The 17,255-nt window shown below is 73.1% G+C and carries 17 protein-coding genes; 10 read left to right on the forward strand and 7 right to left on the reverse strand.

Translation table 11 applies throughout. The annotated features are described in order from the left end of the window. The first annotated feature begins 43 nt into the window (after positions 1-43). The gene (locus tag ADK52_RS04210) at positions 44-895 is read left to right on the forward strand and encodes a DUF4429 domain-containing protein (protein ID WP_053688421.1); all 852 of its coding nucleotides are present in this window, start codon (positions 44-46) and stop codon (positions 893-895) included. Between the two features lie 135 nt (positions 896-1,030). On the opposite strand, the gene ADK52_RS04215 is transcribed toward ADK52_RS04210, so the two are convergent. After that, positions 1,031-2,050 (reverse strand): aldo/keto reductase, encoded by a 1,020-nt coding sequence (locus ADK52_RS04215; RefSeq protein WP_053688422.1) that lies wholly within the window; start codon positions 2,048-2,050, stop codon positions 1,031-1,033. Then, positions 2,047-2,442, reverse strand: a complete 396-nt coding sequence (locus ADK52_RS04220; RefSeq protein ID WP_234343360.1) for a MerR family transcriptional regulator — start codon at positions 2,440-2,442, stop codon at positions 2,047-2,049. Before ADK52_RS04220 ends, ADK52_RS04215 begins: the two co-directional genes overlap by 4 nt. A gap of 70 nt (positions 2,443-2,512) precedes the next feature. On the opposite strand from ADK52_RS04220, the gene ADK52_RS04225 reads away from it, so the two are divergent. Continuing rightward, positions 2,513-3,331 carry a serine hydrolase domain-containing protein gene (locus tag ADK52_RS04225; protein ID WP_053688498.1) on the forward strand — a complete coding sequence of 273 codons (819 nt, stop codon included), beginning with the start codon at positions 2,513-2,515 and terminating at the stop codon, positions 3,329-3,331. Positions 3,332-3,340: 9 nt separating this feature from the next. Here the strand turns inward: ADK52_RS04225 and ADK52_RS04230 are convergent, their stop codons facing one another. After that, positions 3,341-3,994, reverse strand: coding sequence for a pirin family protein (locus tag ADK52_RS04230; protein WP_053688424.1), 654 nt, complete (start codon positions 3,992-3,994; stop codon positions 3,341-3,343). An 81-nt stretch (positions 3,995-4,075) separates the two neighbouring features. Here ADK52_RS04230 and ADK52_RS04235 point away from each other — a divergent pair, with 81 nt between their 5' ends. The 5 genes from ADK52_RS04235 (at position 4,076) to fabF (ending at position 8,979) form a co-directional block, all read left to right on the forward strand. Further along, positions 4,076-5,281 (forward strand): PucR family transcriptional regulator, encoded by a 1,206-nt coding sequence (locus ADK52_RS04235; protein WP_030160498.1) that lies wholly within the window; start codon positions 4,076-4,078, stop codon positions 5,279-5,281. An 89-nt stretch (positions 5,282-5,370) separates the two neighbouring features. Next, complete coding sequence (locus tag ADK52_RS04240) at positions 5,371-6,303, forward strand: ACP S-malonyltransferase (RefSeq protein WP_053688425.1); 933 nt, start codon at positions 5,371-5,373, stop codon at positions 6,301-6,303. A gap of 19 nt (positions 6,304-6,322) precedes the next feature. After that, positions 6,323-7,327, forward strand: a complete 1,005-nt coding sequence (locus tag ADK52_RS04245; RefSeq protein ID WP_053688426.1) for a ketoacyl-ACP synthase III — start codon at positions 6,323-6,325, stop codon at positions 7,325-7,327. A 58-nt stretch (positions 7,328-7,385) separates the two neighbouring features. Next, complete coding sequence (locus ADK52_RS04250) at positions 7,386-7,634, forward strand: acyl carrier protein (protein WP_053688427.1); 249 nt, start codon at positions 7,386-7,388, stop codon at positions 7,632-7,634. Between the two features lie 79 nt (positions 7,635-7,713). Next, on the forward strand, positions 7,714-8,979 hold the full coding sequence (gene fabF / locus ADK52_RS04255; RefSeq protein ID WP_053688428.1) for a beta-ketoacyl-ACP synthase II: 1,266 nt from the start codon (positions 7,714-7,716) through the stop codon (positions 8,977-8,979). Positions 8,980-9,056: 77 nt separating this feature from the next. On the opposite strand, the gene ADK52_RS04260 is transcribed toward fabF, so the two are convergent. Further along, positions 9,057-9,551, reverse strand: coding sequence for a DUF3145 domain-containing protein (locus ADK52_RS04260; protein ID WP_053688429.1), 495 nt, complete (start codon positions 9,549-9,551; stop codon positions 9,057-9,059). A 250-nt stretch (positions 9,552-9,801) separates the two neighbouring features. Here ADK52_RS04260 and ADK52_RS04265 point away from each other — a divergent pair, with 250 nt between their 5' ends. Further along, positions 9,802-10,710 carry an SGNH/GDSL hydrolase family protein gene (locus ADK52_RS04265; protein ID WP_053688430.1) on the forward strand — a complete coding sequence of 303 codons (909 nt, stop codon included), beginning with the start codon at positions 9,802-9,804 and terminating at the stop codon, positions 10,708-10,710. Positions 10,711-10,794: 84 nt separating this feature from the next. Here the strand turns inward: ADK52_RS04265 and ADK52_RS04270 are convergent, their stop codons facing one another. After that, positions 10,795-13,272 carry a beta-glucosidase family protein gene (locus ADK52_RS04270; RefSeq protein ID WP_053688431.1) on the reverse strand — a complete coding sequence of 826 codons (2,478 nt, stop codon included), beginning with the start codon at positions 13,270-13,272 and terminating at the stop codon, positions 10,795-10,797. 207 nt (positions 13,273-13,479) lie between these two features. On the opposite strand from ADK52_RS04270, the gene ADK52_RS04275 reads away from it, so the two are divergent. Further along, positions 13,480-14,058, forward strand: coding sequence for a TetR/AcrR family transcriptional regulator (locus ADK52_RS04275; RefSeq protein WP_053688432.1), 579 nt, complete (start codon positions 13,480-13,482; stop codon positions 14,056-14,058). Here the strand turns inward: ADK52_RS04275 and ADK52_RS04280 are convergent. Beyond that, complete coding sequence (locus ADK52_RS04280; protein ID WP_053688433.1) at positions 14,055-14,720, reverse strand: hypothetical protein; 666 nt, start codon at positions 14,718-14,720, stop codon at positions 14,055-14,057. The two genes, ADK52_RS04275 and ADK52_RS04280, sit on opposite strands and share 4 nt — an antisense overlap. 119 nt (positions 14,721-14,839) lie before the next feature. On the opposite strand from ADK52_RS04280, the gene ADK52_RS04285 reads away from it, so the two are divergent. Further along, positions 14,840-15,598 (forward strand): carbon-nitrogen hydrolase family protein, encoded by a 759-nt coding sequence (locus tag ADK52_RS04285; protein WP_053688434.1) that lies wholly within the window; start codon positions 14,840-14,842, stop codon positions 15,596-15,598. A 61-nt stretch (positions 15,599-15,659) separates the two neighbouring features. On the opposite strand, the gene ADK52_RS04290 is transcribed toward ADK52_RS04285, so the two are convergent. Beyond that, positions 15,660-17,252, reverse strand: a complete 1,593-nt coding sequence (locus ADK52_RS04290) for a DUF2142 domain-containing protein (RefSeq protein WP_053688435.1) — start codon at positions 17,250-17,252, stop codon at positions 15,660-15,662. Positions 17,253-17,255: the final 3 nt, after the last annotated feature.

The following is a 17,255-nucleotide window of genomic DNA, read 5'->3' on the forward strand; positions in this document are numbered from 1 at the left end:
CGAGGGGGGACGCACGGGGGTGCGTCCCTTTACCATGTGCCGCATGGGTGACGTACTGGCCGGAAATCATGCCGTCTGGGAGTTCGACTCGGACTCGGTGCTCATCCGCTTCGCACGGGGGATAAGAACGCCGAGGACGCCGAGGCTCCTGCACGCCCTCGGGGAGCGGCGCATCCCCTTCGAGGCGTTGGCGGGGGTGAGCGTGAGCGCGGCCGGATCCGGGGGGAGACGGGACGCGGTGGTCCTGCGCGCCGTGCCGCGGGCGGGCGCGGATCCGCTGATGGAGGCCGCGGGCGGGCAGTTGCGGGAGGTCTGCGATCCGTACCGGCTGGTGCTGCCGGGCGACCGGGCCGGGCAGGCCGCCGAGTTCGCGGACGCCGTACGGGCCCGGCTGGGCCCGGAGGCCGCCGAGCCGGCGGAGCGCTTCCTGGTCCAGGTGCCGCAGCCGCCGCTCCAGCTGAAGGCGTACGACGCGCGGCTCGGCTTCGACGGCTCGGCGGTCACCTTCCACTGGTCGCGCACGGGGGCCACGAGCACCAAGTGGAAGGCGGGCGACCAGCGTTACCCGCTGACCGCGCTGACCGGCGTCGAGTGGAGCTCCCCGGAATCCCCGGGCGGCCACCTGCGGCTGCTGGTGCGGGACGCGGCGGCCGACCCGCGGCCCGACCACGACCTGGCGGCCGCGGTGTTCGCCGTCGGGTACGGGTCGGTGCACGAGTCGCTGCCGTTCGCGGCGGCCGTCCTCGCGGCGCTGCGCGGCCGGGCCCCGGTGGCCTCGGTCCCGGCGACCCGTACGGACGAACGCCTGCAGCACCTGGGCGAGTTGTACAGCGCGGGCCTGCTGACGGACGCCGAGTACGCGGCGCTGCGCGACCGCTTCGCCGCCGAGGCCTGACGCGCGGCCGGCTGCCCGCGCCGACCGTCCGCGACCGGCCGGCCCGCGACGGACTGTCCGCGACCGGCCGGCGCCGCCCTCCGCGGCCGCCGACGGGAGGCCCCCCGTCGGCGGCCGCGGCCGACGCGAGACGACCTAGCCCTCGCGGCCCGCGGACGTCCAGGTCATGTCCGGGTAGCGGTCGCCGGAGACATGGGCGGCGATCGGCTCCAGCAGCGCCAGCTCCGCCGGCGTCAGCGTGATCCGGGTCGCGGCGGTGTTCTCCGCGAGGCGGCCGGTCTTGCGGGTGCCCGGGATCGGAACCACGGTCAGCCCGTGCACCTGCGCCCGCTGGTGCACCCAGGCCAGCGCGATCTGCGCCGGGGTCGCCCCGTGCGCCTGCGCGATCTCCCGCACCGGCGCCAGCAGCTCCGCGTTCGCCTTGGCGTTGTCACCCGTGAACCGGGGCTGGAAGCGGCGGAAGTCCGCCGCCGAAAGGTCCGCCGCAGCGTCCGCGAACGAGCCGGTCAGGAAGCCGCGCCCGAGAGGGGAGTACGGCACGAAGGCCACGCCCAGCTCCGCCGCCGCGCCCACCGCGGTGCGCTCCACGTCCCGGCTGAACAGCGACCACTCCGACTGGAGCGCCGCGATCGGGTGCACCGCGTACGCCTCGCGCAGCTCGGGACCGGTGACCTCGCTGAGCCCCAGGTGGCGCACCTTGCCCTCCTGCACCAGCTCGGCCATCGTGCCCACCGACTCGGCGAACGGCACGGCCGGGTCGCGCCGGTGCATGTAGTAGAGGTCGATCACATCGGTCCCGAGCCGGCGCAGGCTGTCCTCCACGGCCTGGCGGATGTACGCGCGGTCGTTGCGGATGCCGCGGTGCTGCGGGTCGTCGGTGCGCTCGATGCCGAACTTGGTGGCGAGGGTGATCTCGTCGCGGTGCTCGGCCACGAACGGCGCGATGAACTTCTCGTTGGCGCCGCGTCCGTAGCTGTCCGCGGTGTCGAAGAGGGTGACCCCGGTGGCCAGGGCCGCTTCCAGGGTGTCGCGGGCCCTCGCCTCGTCGGTCTCCCCGTAGAACTCGCTCATGCCCATGCAGCCGAGGCCCTGGATGCCCACCAGCGGGCCTCCCTTGCCGAGTTCTACCTGCTCGATGGTGGTGTTCTGCGTCATGTGCGTGTCGCCTTCCCCGCGGTCGTGCCCTTGGCATACATGTCGATCTTGAAGTCCAGTACGGCGAGCGCGTCGCTCAGCTCCGTCATCCGCGCACGCACCTCGCGCCGCGTCTGCTCCAGCAGTTCGCGCCGCTGGTCGACGGTGTGCTCGCCCTCGCGCACCAGTTCGGCGTAGCGGACCATGTCGGCCACCGACATCCCGGTGGCGCGCAGCTTGCCCACGAAGGCCAGCCAGTGGAGGTCCTTGTCGCTGAACCGGCGCTGTCCCGAGTGGGAGCGGTCCACGTGCGGCATCAGGCCGATCCGCTCGTACCAGCGCAGCGTGTGCTGGGTCAGACCGGTCCGGGCCTCGACCTCGCTGATCGTGTACCGCGTCTCCGTCAGGCTCATGACGACCACGCTAAAACCTTGGAGTGCACTCCAAGCAAGTAGGCTCGGCCGCATGGAGAGCGTGGAGACCCTGCAGAGCCTGCGGACCATCGAGAACTGGCCGGTACCGACCGCCGCGGCGGCCGTGGTGCGCGCCGACGGGAGCCTGGCCGGCTCCCACGGGCCCCTGGACCACCGCTTCGCGCTGGCCTCGGTGACCAAGCCCCTCGCCGCGTACGCCGCGCTCGTCGCGTACGAGGAGGGGGCGATCGAGCTGGACGAGCCGGCCGGGCCCGAGGGTTCGACGGTCCGTCACCTGCTCGCGCACACCAGCGGACTGGCGTTCGACGAGCACCGCGCGATGGCCGCCCCCGGTACGCGCCGGCTGTACTCGAACGCCGGTTTCGAGGTGCTCGGCGATCACATCACCAAGGCCACGGGCATCCCGTTCGCGGAGTACGTGCACCAGGCGGTGTTCGAGCCGCTCGGCATGGCGTCGACCACGCTGGAGGGCTCGCCCGCCAAGGACGGGGTCTCGACGGTCTCCGACCTCGTCCGGTTCGCGGCCGAGCTCCAGGCCCCGCGCCTGCTGGACGTGCGCACGGTCGCGGAGGCCACCTCCGTGGTCCACCCGGGGCTCAAGGGGGTGCTCCCGGGGTACGGGATCCAGTCCCCCAACGACTGGGGGCTCGGCCTGGAGATCCGCGACGGCAAGTCCCCGCACTGGACGGGCGCCTCGTCCTCGCCGCGCACGTTCGGCCACTTCGGGCAGGCCGGCACCTTCCTGTGGGTGGACCCGGACGCCCGCGCCGCGTGCGTGGCGCTGGCCGACCGCGCCTTCGGCCCGTGGGCCGTGGAGGCCTGGCCCCCGTTCACCGACGCGGTCCTCGCCGAGCTCGCCGCCCGGTAGGCCCGGACGCTACGGCAGCTCCCAGATCAGCAGCTCGCCCGGGGATCCGGCGACGATCTCCAGGCCTTGTTCCCCGGTGATCCGCGCCGCGTCCCCGGGGCCGAGTTCCTCCCCGTCCAGCCGCAGGTCCCCGCGCACCACGTGCAGGTAGACCCGCTCCGCCGCCGGTACGGCGATCCGCTCGCCCGCGCCGGGACGGCGCACGTGCAGGACGGCGCCGGCCGCGGGGATCTCGTACGGGGTCCCGTCCTCGATCCGCCGGACCAGCGCGTACGCGGGCTCCCCGCCCGCGGCCAGCGGCGCGAGCCACATCTGCACGAAGCGCAGCGGCGCCGCGCCGTCGTTGCGCTCGATGTGCCGGGCGCCGGATCCGGCGGCCAGGTGCTGCACGTCGCCGGGCCGGACCACGGTGCTCTCGCCCGTGCTGCCCTTGTGCGTGAGCTCGCCCTCGACGACCCAGGTGACGATCTCGGTGTGGCTGTGCGGGTGCTCGTCGAAGCCGGCGCCCGCGGCGAGCCTCTCCTCGTTGCAGGCCATGACCGGGCCGAAGCGCAGATTGTCCGGATCGTAGTGCGGGCCGAACGAGAAGGCGTGCGCGGTCGTGATCCCGGCGTCCGGATCCCCGCCCGCGTACCGGTCGGCCCCTCGGCGTACGTCAATCATGGAAGTCACCGTAGCCCCCCGGTGGAGGGCCGCCACGGGACCGGACTCCGCGCCGCCGTCCCGATAAGGCAGTCTTGTCCCGTGCCCCAACCCGAACGTGAGCATTCCCCCGCGCATCCCGCTCCCGCCCATCCGCACGCCGCGACGCTGCGCCGACTGGAGAAGTCCTCCGGCCGGCTCGCCGCGAACGCGATCGCGCGCATGGACGAGACCCTGCCGTGGTACCGGGCGATGCCCCCGGAGAACCGGTCCTGGATCGGCCTCGTCGCGCAGGCCGGCATCGCCGCGTTCACGGAGTGGTTCCGGCACCCGGAGACTCCTCAGGCGATCTCCACGGACGTCTTCGGGACGGCTCCGCGCGAGCTGACCCGGGCGATCACCCTGCGCCAGACGGTGGAGATGGTCCGGACGACGATCGAGGTCATGGAGACCGCGATCGAGGAGGTCGCGGCCCCGGGCGACGAGTCGATCCTGCGCGAGGCGCTGCTGGTGTACGCCCGGGAGATCGCGTTCGCGACGGCCCAGGTGTACGCGCAGGCCGCCGAGGCGCGCGGGGCGTGGGACGCCCGGCTGGAGTCCCTGGTCGTGAACGCGGTGCTGTCCGGCGAGGCGGACGAGGGCGCGCTGTCGCGGGCCGCCGCACTTGGCTGGAATTCGCCGGAGCACGTGTGCGTGGTGCTCGGGACCGCGCCGGAAGGCGACAGCGAGCTGACGGTCGAGGCGATCCGGCGCGCGGCCCGGCACCACAAGCTCCAGGTCCTCACGGGTGTGCTCGGCGACCGGCTGGTGGTGATCGCGGGCGGCAGCGACAACCCGATCCAGGTGGCGAAGTCGCTGATCGGACCGTTCGCGGCGGGCCCGGTGGTGGCCGGTCCGGTGGTTCCGGATCTGCTGAACGCGACCAAGTCGGCGCAGGCCGCGGCGGCCGGGCTGAAGGCGTGTACGGCCTGGCAGGACGCCCCGCGGCCGGTGCTGGCGGACGATCTCCTGCCCGAGCGCGCGATCGCCTCGGATCCCTCCGCCCGGGAGCAGTTGGTGGAGGAGATCTACAGACCGCTGGAAGAGGCGGGGTCGGCGTTGCTGGAGACGCTGAGCGTGTATCTGGAGCAGGCGAGCAGCCTGGAGGGGGCGGCACGGATGTTGTTCGTGCACCCGAACACAGTGCGCTACCGGCTGCGACGTGTGACCGACGTCACCGGCTGGTCACCGTCCGATGTCCGATCCGCGTTCACGCTGCGGATCGCCTTGATCCTCGGGCGTCTGGCCGACGGCGATCAGCAGTCCTAGACTTTTGTCGGACATCAACAATTACCCCGACGGTTCTTCGTCCCTGTCCCCACGGGCGGCGGGGACCGTCCACAAGAGAGAGTGTGAGGGTGCTCGTACTCGTCGCTCCCGGCCAAGGCGCACAGACGCCCGGCTTCCTGACTCCCTGGCTCGACCTCCCCGGCGCCGCTGACCGCGTCGCCGCATGGTCCGACGCCATCGGGCTCGACCTTGCCCACTACGGCACGAAGGCGGACGCGGACGAGATCCGCGACACGGCGGTGGCTCAGCCGCTGCTGGTGGCCGCCGGTCTCCTGTCCGCTTCGGCCCTGGCCCCTTCCGATGGGCACGGCCGTACGGCTTTCGGAGCCGTCGCGGGCCACAGCGTCGGCGAGATCACCGCCGCCGCGTACGCCGGTGTGCTGTCCGACGCGGACGCGCTGTCGTTCGTACGGACCCGCGGTCTGGCGATGGCCGAGGCCGCCGCCGTCACCGAGACGGGCATGGCCGCAGTGCTCGGGGGCGACCAGGCCGTGGTCGTCGCGCACCTGGAGAAGCTGGGTCTGACCCCGGCGAACATCAACGGCGCGGGCCAGATCGTCGCCGCAGGAACGATGGAGCAGATCGAGGCCCTGGTGGCCGAGAAGCCCGAGGGCTCCATGAAGGTCGTCGCCCTCAAGGTCGCGGGCGCCTTCCACACGCACCACATGGCTCCCGCGGTCGCCACGCTGGAGCAGGCCGCGCAGGCCCTCGCTCCGGCCGACCCGGAGCTGAAGTACGTCTCGAACAAGGACGGCCACGTCGTCACCACGGGCGCCGACGTCGTCGCCCGCCTGGTCGGCCAGGTCGCGAACCCGGTCCGCTGGGACCTGTGCATGGAGACGTTCGGCGAGCTGGGCGTCACCGGGATCATCGAGCTCAGCCCGGGTGGCACTCTGACGGGTCTGGCCAAGCGCGCGCTCAAGGGCGTGCCGACCGTGGCCCTGAAGACCCCGGACGATCTCGAAAAGGCCGCCGCGCTCGTCGCCGAGCACGCGGCCTGAGAGAAGGAGCCCACACAGCATGTCGAAGATCAAGCCTGCCAAGGGCTCCCCGTACGCCCGCATCCTCGGCGTCGGCGGCTATCGCCCGACCCGCGTGGTCTCCAACGAGGTCATCCTGGAGACGATCGACTCGTCCGACGAGTGGATCCGCTCCCGCTCCGGCATCGCGACCCGGCACTGGGCCTCGCCCCAGGAGACCGTCGCCGCGATGTCGGTGGAGGCCTCCGGCAAGGCGCTGGCCGATGCCGGTGTCTCGCCCGAGCAGATCGGCGCCGTGATCGTCTCGACGGTCTCGCACTTCAAGCAGACCCCGGCCGTCGCGACCGAGATCGCGCACCGGATCGGCGCGGTCAAGCCCGCCGCGTTCGACATCTCCGCGGGCTGCGCCGGCTTCGGCTACGGCCTGACGCTGGCCAAGGGCCTCGTCATCGAGGGCTCGGCCCAGTACGTCCTCGTCATCGGCGTGGAGCGGCTGTCGGACCTGACCGACCTGGAGGACCGCGCGACGGCCTTCCTGTTCGGCGACGGCGCCGGCGCCGTGGTCGTCGGCCCCTCGGACGAGCCGGCCATAGGCCCCACGGTGTGGGGTTCCGAGGGCGACAAGTCCGAGACGATCAAGCAGACCGTGCCGTGGGACGAGTACCGCAGCACCGACAGCGACCAGAAGTTTCCGGCCATCACGCAGGAGGGTCAGGCGGTCTTCCGCTGGGCCGTCTTCGAGATGGCCAAGGTGGCCCAGCAGGCGCTCGACGCGGCCGGGATCACCGCCGAGGACCTGGACGTCTTCATCCCGCACCAGGCAAACATGCGGATCATCGACTCGATGGTGAAGACTCTGAAGCTGCCGGAGCACGTCACGGTCGCCCGTGACGTGGAGACCACCGGCAACACGTCGGCCGCCTCGATCCCGCTCGCTATGGAGCGGCTCCTGGCGACCGGAGCGGCGAAGAGCGGCGACACCGCGCTCGTCATCGGCTTCGGGGCGGGACTCGTCTACGCCGCGACGGTCGTTACCCTCCCCTAGGGTCCGGGAACCACATCCCGCCCCGCTTCACCCCAGTTAGCTATAGAAGGAGCGCCACATGGCCGCCACGCAGGAAGAGATCATCGAGGGTCTCGCGGAGATCGTCAACGAGATCGCCGGCATCCCCGTCGAGGACGTCGAGGCCGGCAAGTCGTTCACCGACGACCTGGACGTCGACTCGCTGTCCATGGTCGAGGTCGTCGTCGCCGCCGAAGAGCGCTTCGAGGTCAAGATCCCGGACGAGGACGTCAAGAACCTCAAGACGGTCGGCGACGCCGCGGACTACATCCTGAAGCACCAGGCCTGAGCCTGACGAGCGTTTGTCGCCACCTGGCGGTGGCGCCGTGACAATTCAGCACCCCCTTAGACGTGGAGAAAGAATTCCTGTGAGCCCGACCAATCGCACCGTGGTCGTCACCGGTATCGGCGCAACCACTCCGCTGGGTGGCGACAGCGCTTCGACCTGGGAAGGTCTGCTCGCCGGCCGGTCCGGCGTCTCGCCCCTGGAGGGCGAGCGCTTCGCCGAACTGCCGGTCCGCATCGCCGCACAGGCCGCCGTGGACCCGAGCGAGGTACTGCCCCGCCCGCTGGCCCGCAAGCTCGACCGCTCGGCGCAGTTCGCCCTCATCGCGGCCCGTGAGGCCTGGGCGGACGCGGGTTACACCGCTCCCGCCGGCGAGGACGAGACCATCGCCCCCGAGCGTCTGGGCACCGTGATCGCCTCCGGTATCGGCGGCGTCACCACCCTGCTCGACCAGTACGACGTACTGAAGGAAAAGGGTGTGCGCCGGGTCTCCCCGCACACCGTCCCCATGCTCATGCCGAACGGCCCGTCGGCCAACGTCGGCCTGGAGGTCAACGCCCAGGCGGGCGTGCACACTCCGGTCAGCGCGTGCGCCTCGGGCGCCGAGGCCATCGGCTACGCCGTCGAGATGATCCGCACCGGCCGCGCCGACGTGGTCGTCGCGGGCGGCACCGAGGCGGCGATCCACCCGCTGCCGATCGCCGCGTTCGCCAACATGATGGCGATGTCCAAGAACAACGAGAACCCGCAGCAGGCTTCCCGCCCGTACGACAAGGCCCGCGACGGCTTCGTCCTCGGCGAGGGCGCGGGCGTCGTCGTCCTGGAGTCCGCCGAGCACGCCGCCGCGCGCGGCGCCCGGGTCTACTGCGAGGTGCTGGGCCAGGGGCTGTCCGCGGACAGCCACCACATCGCGCAGCCGGAGCCGACCGGCCGCGGTGTCGCGGCCGCGGTGCAGAACCTGCTGGACAACACGGGTCTCGACCCGGCCGAGCTGGTCCACCTGAACGCGCACGCCACGTCGACCCCGCAGGGTGACACGGCCGAGCTGAAGGCCCTGCGCAAGGTCCTGGGCGACGACCTCGACCACATCGCGATCTCCGCGACCAAGTCGATGACCGGCCACCTGCTGGGCGGCGCCGGCGGTATCGAGACCGTCGCGACCGTGCTCGCGCTGTACCACCGGATCGCCCCGGCGACCATCAACGTCGACGACCTCGACGATGACATCGACGCGGACATCGTCGTCGGCGAGCCGCGCAAGCTGCCGGCCGACGGCCCGATCTCCGCGATCAACAACTCGTTCGGCTTCGGCGGCCACAACGTGACGCTGGCGTTCCGCAGCGTCTAGTCGACGAGCAGTACGTACGAAAGGGCCCGCCCGGCACGCGCCGGACGGGCCCTTTCCGCATGCCCCGGACCCGGGACTCAGACGACCTGGTGGAGCCAGCGGACCGGGGCGCCCTCGCCCGCGTAGCGGAAGGGCTCCAGCTCGTCGTCCCAGGGCTTGCCGAGCAGTTTGGCGATCTCCGCCTCCAGGTCGCTCTCACCGCGCGCGGACCGGGCGAGGGCGGCGCGCAGCCGGTCCTCGGGGATCAGGATGTCGCCGTGCATGCCGGTGACGGCGTGGAAGATGCCAAGCTCCGGGGTGGAGCTGTAGCGCTCGCCCTCGGCGGTGGGGCAGGGTTCCGCGGTCACCTCGAAGCGCAGCAGGTGCCAGCCGCGCAGCGCGGACGCGAGCTTCGACGCGGTGCCCGCTTCGGCCTGCCACGAGAACTCGGCTCTCCAGGTGCCGGGGGAGGCGGGCTGCCTGATCCAGTCGAGGTTCACCCGCACCCCGAGCACGCCCGCGACAGCCCATTCCACGTGCGGGCAGAGCGCGCGCGGAGCGGAATGCACGTACAGAACTCCACGTGTCGTCACCGGGACCTCCAGTGTGGGACGAGGTCGGGAATAAACTCCAGAAAACGGACAGTATGTGACGTGATGTAATGTAACGGAAATTATTTGACATTGCGCTACGGGACCTGCGGCCGAAACGCCACGGGAAAAAGCTACCGTGCGCCAGGGGTCATGGTGTGACGTACGGTCGGTCCGAGGCTGCCAAACGCAGAGCATTCACTCAGCAGGACGCCCCCGGAGGACGCGGGGCGACGAGGAGGGAAACCACCCGATGCGCACCACCGCCACGCGACGCCGCGCGCGCACGTCCCGGCGCCGGACCCTCGCGGGCGCGGGCGCGGCGGCGGCCCTCCTGGCCGGGATGCTGACCGGGTGTCAGTCGGGCGGGTCGGACACGGAGGGTGAGCGGGGGGCGCAGGCCGGGCCGCGCTGGAACACCGCGCCCGCCTCGATCGCCGCCGTCGGCGATTCCATCACGCGGGGTTTCGACGCCTGTTCGGTCCTGGCGGACTGCCCCGAGGTCTCCTGGGCCACCGGGAGCGATCCCGCCGTCCACTCGCTCGCCGCCCGGCTGCTCGGGGATGCCGAGGTGCCGGCGCGCAGTTGGAACTACGCGGTGACGGGTTCGCGGATGGCGGACCTGGCGGGGCAGCTGGCCTCGGCCGCGGAGCACAAGCCCGACCTGGTCACGGTGATGGTGGGCTCGAACGACGCCTGCCGGCCGACGGCTTCGTCGATGACGCCGGTGGCGGAGTTCCGCGCCGGGTTCGAGAAGGCCCTCGCCGGCCTGCGCACGGCCTCCCCCACGTCCCAGGTGTACGTCTCCAGCGTGCCGGACCTGCAGCGGCTGTGGGAGCAGGGCAAGGACACCCCGGTGGTGCGGCAGATCTGGAAGCTGGGGATCTGTCAGTCGATGCTGGCGGACCCGCTGTCGGCGGCCGAGGGGGCGACGGCCCGGCGCGAGCAGGTGCGCGCGCGGGTCGTCGAGTACAACGAGGCGCTCCGCGAGGTCTGCTCGAAGGACGCGCTGTGCCGCTACGACGGCGGCGCGGTGTTCCAGTACCCGTTCTCGGCGGAGCAGTTGAGCCGCTGGGACTGGTTCCACCCGGGCAAGGACGGGCAGGCCCGGCTCGCGGAGCTGGCGCACCGCCAGGTGACGGCGGCCGAGCCGCCGCGCTGACGTGGGGCGCACGGGGACCGGGGGCGGGTGTCAGGGCCCGCCCCCGGTCCGGTTCATGGGTGGTTTCCGGCCAACCCGGAGGTACTAGACCTCCAGGGTCGCCGTCAGCCGCGTGTCACCGTGGGCGCGGCTCGCGCGGACCTCGTAGGCGCCGCCGATCCGCCGCCAGCCGCCGACCCCCTCGTCCCACACCTCGAAGGCGCGGGCGGGCAGGACGATCTCGGCCTCGACGCTCTCGCCGGGGCCCGCCTCGACGCCCGCGAACGCGGCCAGCCAGCTCTCCGGACGCTCCGGTGTGTCGCCCCGCGCACCGTCGGACGCCTCGGCGGCGGAGGCGAGGTAGACCTGGACGACCTCGCGGCCGGGCCGGGTGCCGGTGTTGGCGACGCGGACCCGGGCGGTGGTTCCGGTGACCTCCAGGGACTCGTACGCCCAGTCGGTGTAGCCGAGGCCGTGCCCGAACGGGAAGGCGGGGGCGATGCCGTGGCGCTCGTACGCCCGGTAGCCGATGAAGAGGCCCTCGGTGTACTCCAGGCGCCCCTCGGCCGGGATCACCTCGGTGACCGGCGCGTCGGCGAACCGCGCGGGCCAGGTGGTGGGCAGCCGCCCGCCCGGCTCCGCGAGCCCGAGCAGTACGTCGGCCAGCGCGGCCCCGCCCTCCTGCCCGGGGAACCAGGTCAGGAGTACGGCGGCCACCTCGTCCCGCCACGGCAGCTCGACCGGGGAGCCGGCGTTGACGACGACCACGGTGTTCGGGTTGGCGGCGGCGACGGCGCGCACGAGGTCGTCCTGGCGGCCCGGCAGGGAGAGGTCGCGCCGGTCGAAGCCCTCGGACTCCACGCGCTCGGTGGTGGCGACGACCACGACGGCGGTGTCGGCGGCGCGGGCCGCGGCCACGGCCTCGGCGATCAGCTCGTCCGCGTCGCGCTGCGGGCCGAGGTGGAGCAGCGAGAACATGATCGCCTTGAGCGGCAGGGTGCTCGTGTCGGGGACCTGGAAGGTCAGCGAGACCTCGACGGGCGCGCCCTCGGCGAGCGTGACGCGGGCGCGTTCGCTGGGGGCGCCGAAGAAGGCCTCGAAGGGGTCGGCCTCGTTGCCCATCGCCTGGACGCCGTCCCAGAGGGTCTCGCCGCCGACGGCGAGGGTGAACGCGCCGAGACCGCGGGTGCCGAAGGCGTGCTCGCCGCCCTCGCGCGGCACGAACGTACCGGTGACCTCGATGCTCGCCATGGTCTCGTACGAGGCGCCCGCCGGCAGGTCGTCGCCGATCCACTGGACCTGGCCGGTCGGCAGGCTGCCCTCGCCGAGGACGGCGCCGGAGGCGTCACGGCAGATCGCGCGGAGCTCGAAGCCCTTGTCGGCGGGGGTGAGTTCGTCGGAGGGGTCGGCTCCGACGGCGAAGGTCAGGGCCCCTTCCGGGAGGACGGCGGTCAGCCCGTCCAGCGGGGAGACGATCCGCTCGGGGAAGACGGTGGCCGACCCGCCGCCGAGGACGCGGGCGTCGCGGGCGGCGGCGCCGAGCAGGGCGACGGTGCGGCCGGGGGCGGCGTCCAGCGGGAGGGCCCGCCGCTCGCCGGACACGGTCTCGTTGCGTACGAGGACGAAGCCGCGCGCGGCGAGCTCGCGGGCCAGCGCCTGCCCGTCGATCGGGGCCGGGGCCTCGGTGACGACGGCCGGCGCGCCCTCCAGGATCCCGACGCGGGCGGCGAGGCGCAGGACGTTGCGCACGGCCTCGTCCACGGCGGACTCGGGGACCTCCCCGGCCCGGACGGCCGCGGCGAGGGCGGGTCCGTAGACGGTCTGCGGTCCGGGCATGGCGACGTCGAGGCCGCCGAGGATGTCGCCGGTGGTGGAGCGGGCGGCCATCCAGTCGGAGACGTTGTACCCGTCGAAGCCCCATTCGCCGCGCAGGACTTCGTTCACCAGGTACTGGTGCTCGGTCATCGTCGTGCCGTTGACCTGGTTGTACGCCGTCATGATGCCCCAGGGGTGGGCGCTGCGGACGATGGCCTCGAAGGGTGCCAGGTACAGCTCGCGCAGCGGGCGCGGGGCGATGACGCTGTCGACGGTGAAGCGCTCGGTCTCGGCGTCGTTGCCGACGAAGTGCTTGACGGTGGTGCCGACACCGCCGTCCTGGACGCCGTTCACGTAGCCGGTGCCGATGGCGCCGGTGAGGTACGGGTCCTCGGAGTAGCACTCGAAGTGCCGGCCGCCGAGCGGGGAACGGTGCAGGTTGACGGTGGGGGCGAGGAGGACGTGGACGCCCTTGCGGCGGGCCTCCTGGGCGAGGAGCCGGCCGGCGCGGCGGGCGAGCGCGGGGTCCCAGGCGGCGGCGAGCGCCGTCGGGGAGGGCAGGGCGATGGACGGGTCGTCGGCGGTCCAGCGCACGCCGCGGACCCCGATGGGGCCGTCGGACATGACCAGGGACTTCAGCCCGATCTCGGGAACGGCGGGCAGGGACCACATGTCCTGGCCGGCCAGCAGGCGGGCCTTGGTGTCGAGGTCCAGCTTGCCGAGCGCCGCCTCTACGGCGTCGTGGCGGACCTGATCGGCATCGGTCACGGCCGTGCCTCCTCGTTGAGTGCGGGTGCGGGTGGGCGCGGTGCGGGGCGGTGCGGTGCTGCGGTGCGGGGGTGGGGGTGTCCCCCATCGTGGACCCGATACCGGTAGAGCGGTAGGGTTCGTAATGTGTTCGTGATATTCCGATAACGTACGTACGGTCCCGCCGCCGAAGCGGGACGCGGCGTGAGCGGAAGAGGTGCCGGGGCGATGGCCAGGGCGAGGAGCGAGGAACGGCGCGGCGACATCGTCCGCGCGGCGGTCGAGGTGATCGCGGAGCGCGGCTACCGCGGCGCGTCGCTGGGCGCGGTCGCCGAGCGCGTCGGCCTGACCCAGCAGGGGCTGCTGCACTACTTCCCGACCAAGGAGGCGCTGCTGGTCGCGGTGCTGGAGGAGCGCGACCGCTGGGACACCGGCGGCGGCTCGCGCGCCTCGGCCGGCACCTGGCGCCTGGACCTGCTGGCCTCGCTGGTGGACTACAACGCCATGCGTCCCGGCATCGTGCAGACCTTCTCGGCGCTGCTGGGCGAGAGCGTCACCGACGGGCATCCGGCGCGGGAGTTCTTCACCGAGCGCTACGCGCAGGTGCGCTCCGAGATGGCGGCGGTGCTGCGCGCCGAGTTCGGGGACCGGCTGCCCTCGGGCCTCACCCCGGAGCAGGCGGCCCCGCTGCTGACCGCGGTCATGGACGGCCTCCAGTACCAGTGGCTGCTCGCCCCGGAGTCGGTGGACATGCCGGCCGCTTTCCGCTCGTTCCTGACCCTGCTGCGCGGCCCGGAAGCGGGCTAGGGACCGACGGCCTGCGGACGGCCCATCAGCGGGTCGTGGACGGCGCAGGGCGGGCGCCGGGCCGGGGCGGGGACCCGGTAGTAGACCCGGTCGCGCAGGCGTCCCGTCCAGGGCTCCCGCTCCGAGCGCCGCTTGACCAGCAGGTGGCGGCTGCTGCCCTCCTCCAGGTGGGAGCGGTACGCGGCGAGCAGCGGGTCCGCGGGGCCGAGGAAGTCCCGGATCTGCTCCTCCACCAGGCAGAACGGGCAGTCCGGGCCGGGCACGAGGTGGAACTGGCGGCCTTCGGGGTGCGCGTCGTCGGCGAAGGCGGTCAGGGCGAGCGCGCCGCTGAACATCACGCACACGCCCACGACCTGGGGGCCGGGGGCGCCGGCCGCCTGCCGGATCAGGGCGCGGAAGGCTTCGGTGTCGACCCGCTGGATACGGGCCGCCAGGGTCCGCACCGCCGCCAGCAGGCTGTGGACCGCGGCCGCCAGGGACACCAGGGCGACGGCGAGCACGGCCCAGGCCGGCCCGGTGGCGGCGAGCAGCCACAGCACGCCCGCGTTCAGGAGGGCCATGAGGAGCACGGCGACCCGCAGCCCGGCGCCGCTCGTGCGGACCAGGCGGTACGACACGACCAGGAAGGCGCCGGCGAGGACCGGGTGGATCCAGTCGGGCATCAGCCGATCCTCCGTCAACTCCGGTGAGTGCGCGGACCGTTACAGCATCACGCGGCCGCGCCTCCTCGTCGACCCCCGTACCGGCCGGGCATTCGGGGCCGTACTGGCATGCTGGGTCCGTGAAGATCGCAGCAGCGCAGCTCAGCTGTACACCGGCCGACATACCCGCCAACACGGAGCGGAGCCTCGCGCTCGCCGCCGAAGCCCGGGCACAGGGCGCGGAGCTCGTCGTGTTCCCCGAGCTCACCCTCACCGGCTACGAGTTGGAGGCCCTGGCCGCCGACCCCGGGCTGTGGCTGGCGGACGCCGACGACCCCCGGCTGGATCCGCTGCGCTCCGCCGGCATCGCCGTCGCGGTCAACGCCGCGCTGCGCACCGCCGGTCCGCTGCCCGTCCTCGCGACCCTGGTCTACGGGGCGGACGGCGGGCACGTGACGACGTACGCCAAGCAGCACCTCTACGGGGCCGAGCAGAGCGTGTTCGCGGCCGGCGGGAGCCCGGGCCGCTTCTCCCTCGGCGGGATCCGCTTCTCGCTCGGCGTCTGCTACGACAACCACTTCCCGCAGCTCACCGCCGGCGCGGCGGCGGACGGCTGCCGGGTCCACCTGGCGAGCTCCCTGTACGGGACGGGCGACGGCATCCGGGAGCGGGCCACCGTGTACCCCGGGATCGCCGAGGAGCACGGCCTGTACGTCGTCCTCGCCAACCACGTCGGTCCGGCGGGCCCGTGGACCGGCTGCGGGCGCTCCGCGGTCTGGGCCCCGGGTGGCGCGCTGCTGGCCGAGGCGGACGACCGTACGGCCTCCGTGGTGACGGCCGAGGTGGCGGCGGCCGGAGCGGCGGCGGCCGACGTGGCGACGGCCGGGACCGGCGCCTGAGGGCCCGCCGGCCCGCCGGCCCGCCGGTCCGGCTGCGTGCCGGTCCGGCGGCCGAGCCCCGTCAGCCGATCGCCGGGACCTTCGAGTGCCGCCCGGAGCGGGTGCCGTGCTCCCGCTCCGCGGGAGTCTCCACCGCGGCGGGCTCGCGGTCCCGCACCAGCGCGGGCAGCACCAGGGCGAACGCCGCCGCCGTGTACACGCCGGTCCACAGCACCCAGCCGCCGGGCGGTGCCCAGTGCGCCGAGAACGGCACCCACGGCCCGTTGACGCCGACCGCGAAGCGCCGCAGCGCCCAGAAGAACGCCGCCGCGTTCGCCAGCGCCAGCCCGGCGACGCCGAAGCCGACGAGCCGGCGCCACGGGAACCCCCGCTCGGGCGCGCGGCTCGCGCAGATCAGCACCGCCATCAGCGGAAGGCCCACGGCGAACGGCAGCAGGTAGCGGCCCTGCCAGACCATGCCGAGCTGCTCCGCCTGGGAGGCCTGGGCCACCACCGGCACCACCACGATGGCCACGAGCATGCCGACCAGCGCCACCGCCTCGCGCAGCCGCCCGTACGCCAGCCCCAGCGCGGTGACGACCGCGATCACGCCCAGCCAGACCAGCCAGGTGAAGGCGGGCGCCGGGGTGTCCAGCCAGCCGAAGTAGCCGAGCATCTGGTGGACGTACGTCTCGGTGTTGCCGAAGGTCTGCCGGGCGGCTTCCCTGGCGGTGAGCGTCTTCGGCGTGTTGATCACCGAGTTGTCGGGATGCGCCCGCGCCCAGAGCAGCGCACCGGCCGTGGCCAGCCCGAGCAGCGCGGTCCAGACCCACAGGGCCTTGTAGCGCAGCACCGAGCGCAGGACGCCGCGGTGGGCGAGCAGCAGGCCGAAGAAGACCGCCCCGGCGAACCAGATCAGCCCCAGCGGGCGGATGTTGATCAGCACGAGCCCGCCGATGCCCACCCGGGCCAGCCGCCGGTTGAGCAGCCGCGGATCGGGCGACATCAGGATCGACAGCAGGGCAGTCCACACGAGGACGCCCGCGGCGATCTCACCGCCGCTGGGATTGACCATGCCGGCCATGTACAGGGCCATCGGCGTGGCCGCGGTGAACACGCCGAGCAGCGCCACCGAGCGCCGGCGCCGCCACTCGCCGGCCGTGACCACGGCACTGGCCAGCAGGGCCGAGCACAGCGCCGCCGACATCAGCCGCATCAGGTACAGCCCCTTCGGGCCGTCGACGAGCAGGCTCGGCCAGCCGGTCACGAGGTAGTACGCCGGGTGGTAGCGGCCGGCCGCGGTGGTGACCTGGACGGTCTTCTCCGAGTGCCCGATCGCGGGCGCGCAGGAGGCGGGCTTGTCCTCGTGCCAGGCGTAGCACTCGTGCTGCTTGGGCAGCGGCTTGTACCACTCGGGGAGCTGCACCCCGGTCTCGGCGAACTTGCCCTCGATGCCCGCCACCATGTGCGGGACCATCACCTCGGGGCCGCCGATCTGGCCCCGGGCGACGGCAGCCGCGCGGATGAAGTGGGCGTGTTCGTCCGGGGAGCCGCCGAGCGGGGTGGCGGCGGACCAGGAGGCCGCGAGCGTGAAGAACAGCGCGAAGGCGATGGCCCAGAGCCGCTTCGGGGTCCGGGCCGACCAGTCGGCCAGGCGCGTCAGTGCGGAGATCATCGC

This window comes from Streptomyces sp. WM6372, assembly GCF_001279655.1.
Taxonomy (GTDB): domain Bacteria; phylum Actinomycetota; class Actinomycetes; order Streptomycetales; family Streptomycetaceae; genus Streptomyces.

Bases quoted from the DNA above. Each gene is read 5' to 3' on its own strand.
- ADK52_RS04210 (WP_053688421.1), top strand. From the start codon at position 44: ATGGGTGACGTACTGGCCGGAAATCATGCCGTCTGGGAGTTCGACTCG.
- ADK52_RS04215 (WP_053688422.1), bottom strand. From the start codon at position 2,050: ATGACGCAGAACACCACCATCGAGCAGGTAGAACTCGGCAAGGGAGGC.
- ADK52_RS04220 (WP_234343360.1), bottom strand. From the start codon at position 2,442: ATGAGCCTGACGGAGACGCGGTACACGATCAGCGAGGTCGAGGCCCGG.
- ADK52_RS04230 (WP_053688424.1), bottom strand. From the start codon at position 3,994: ATGATTGACGTACGCCGAGGGGCCGACCGGTACGCGGGCGGGGATCCG.
- ADK52_RS04245 (WP_053688426.1), top strand. From the start codon at position 6,323: ATGTCGAAGATCAAGCCTGCCAAGGGCTCCCCGTACGCCCGCATCCTC.
- ADK52_RS04250 (WP_053688427.1), top strand. From the start codon at position 7,386: ATGGCCGCCACGCAGGAAGAGATCATCGAGGGTCTCGCGGAGATCGTC.
- ADK52_RS04265 (WP_053688430.1), top strand. From the start codon at position 9,802: ATGCGCACCACCGCCACGCGACGCCGCGCGCGCACGTCCCGGCGCCGG.
- ADK52_RS04275 (WP_053688432.1), top strand. From the start codon at position 13,480: ATGGCCAGGGCGAGGAGCGAGGAACGGCGCGGCGACATCGTCCGCGCG.
- ADK52_RS04280 (WP_053688433.1), bottom strand. From the start codon at position 14,720: ATGCCCGACTGGATCCACCCGGTCCTCGCCGGCGCCTTCCTGGTCGTG.
- ADK52_RS04290 (WP_053688435.1), bottom strand. From the start codon at position 17,252: ATGATCTCCGCACTGACGCGCCTGGCCGACTGGTCGGCCCGGACCCCG.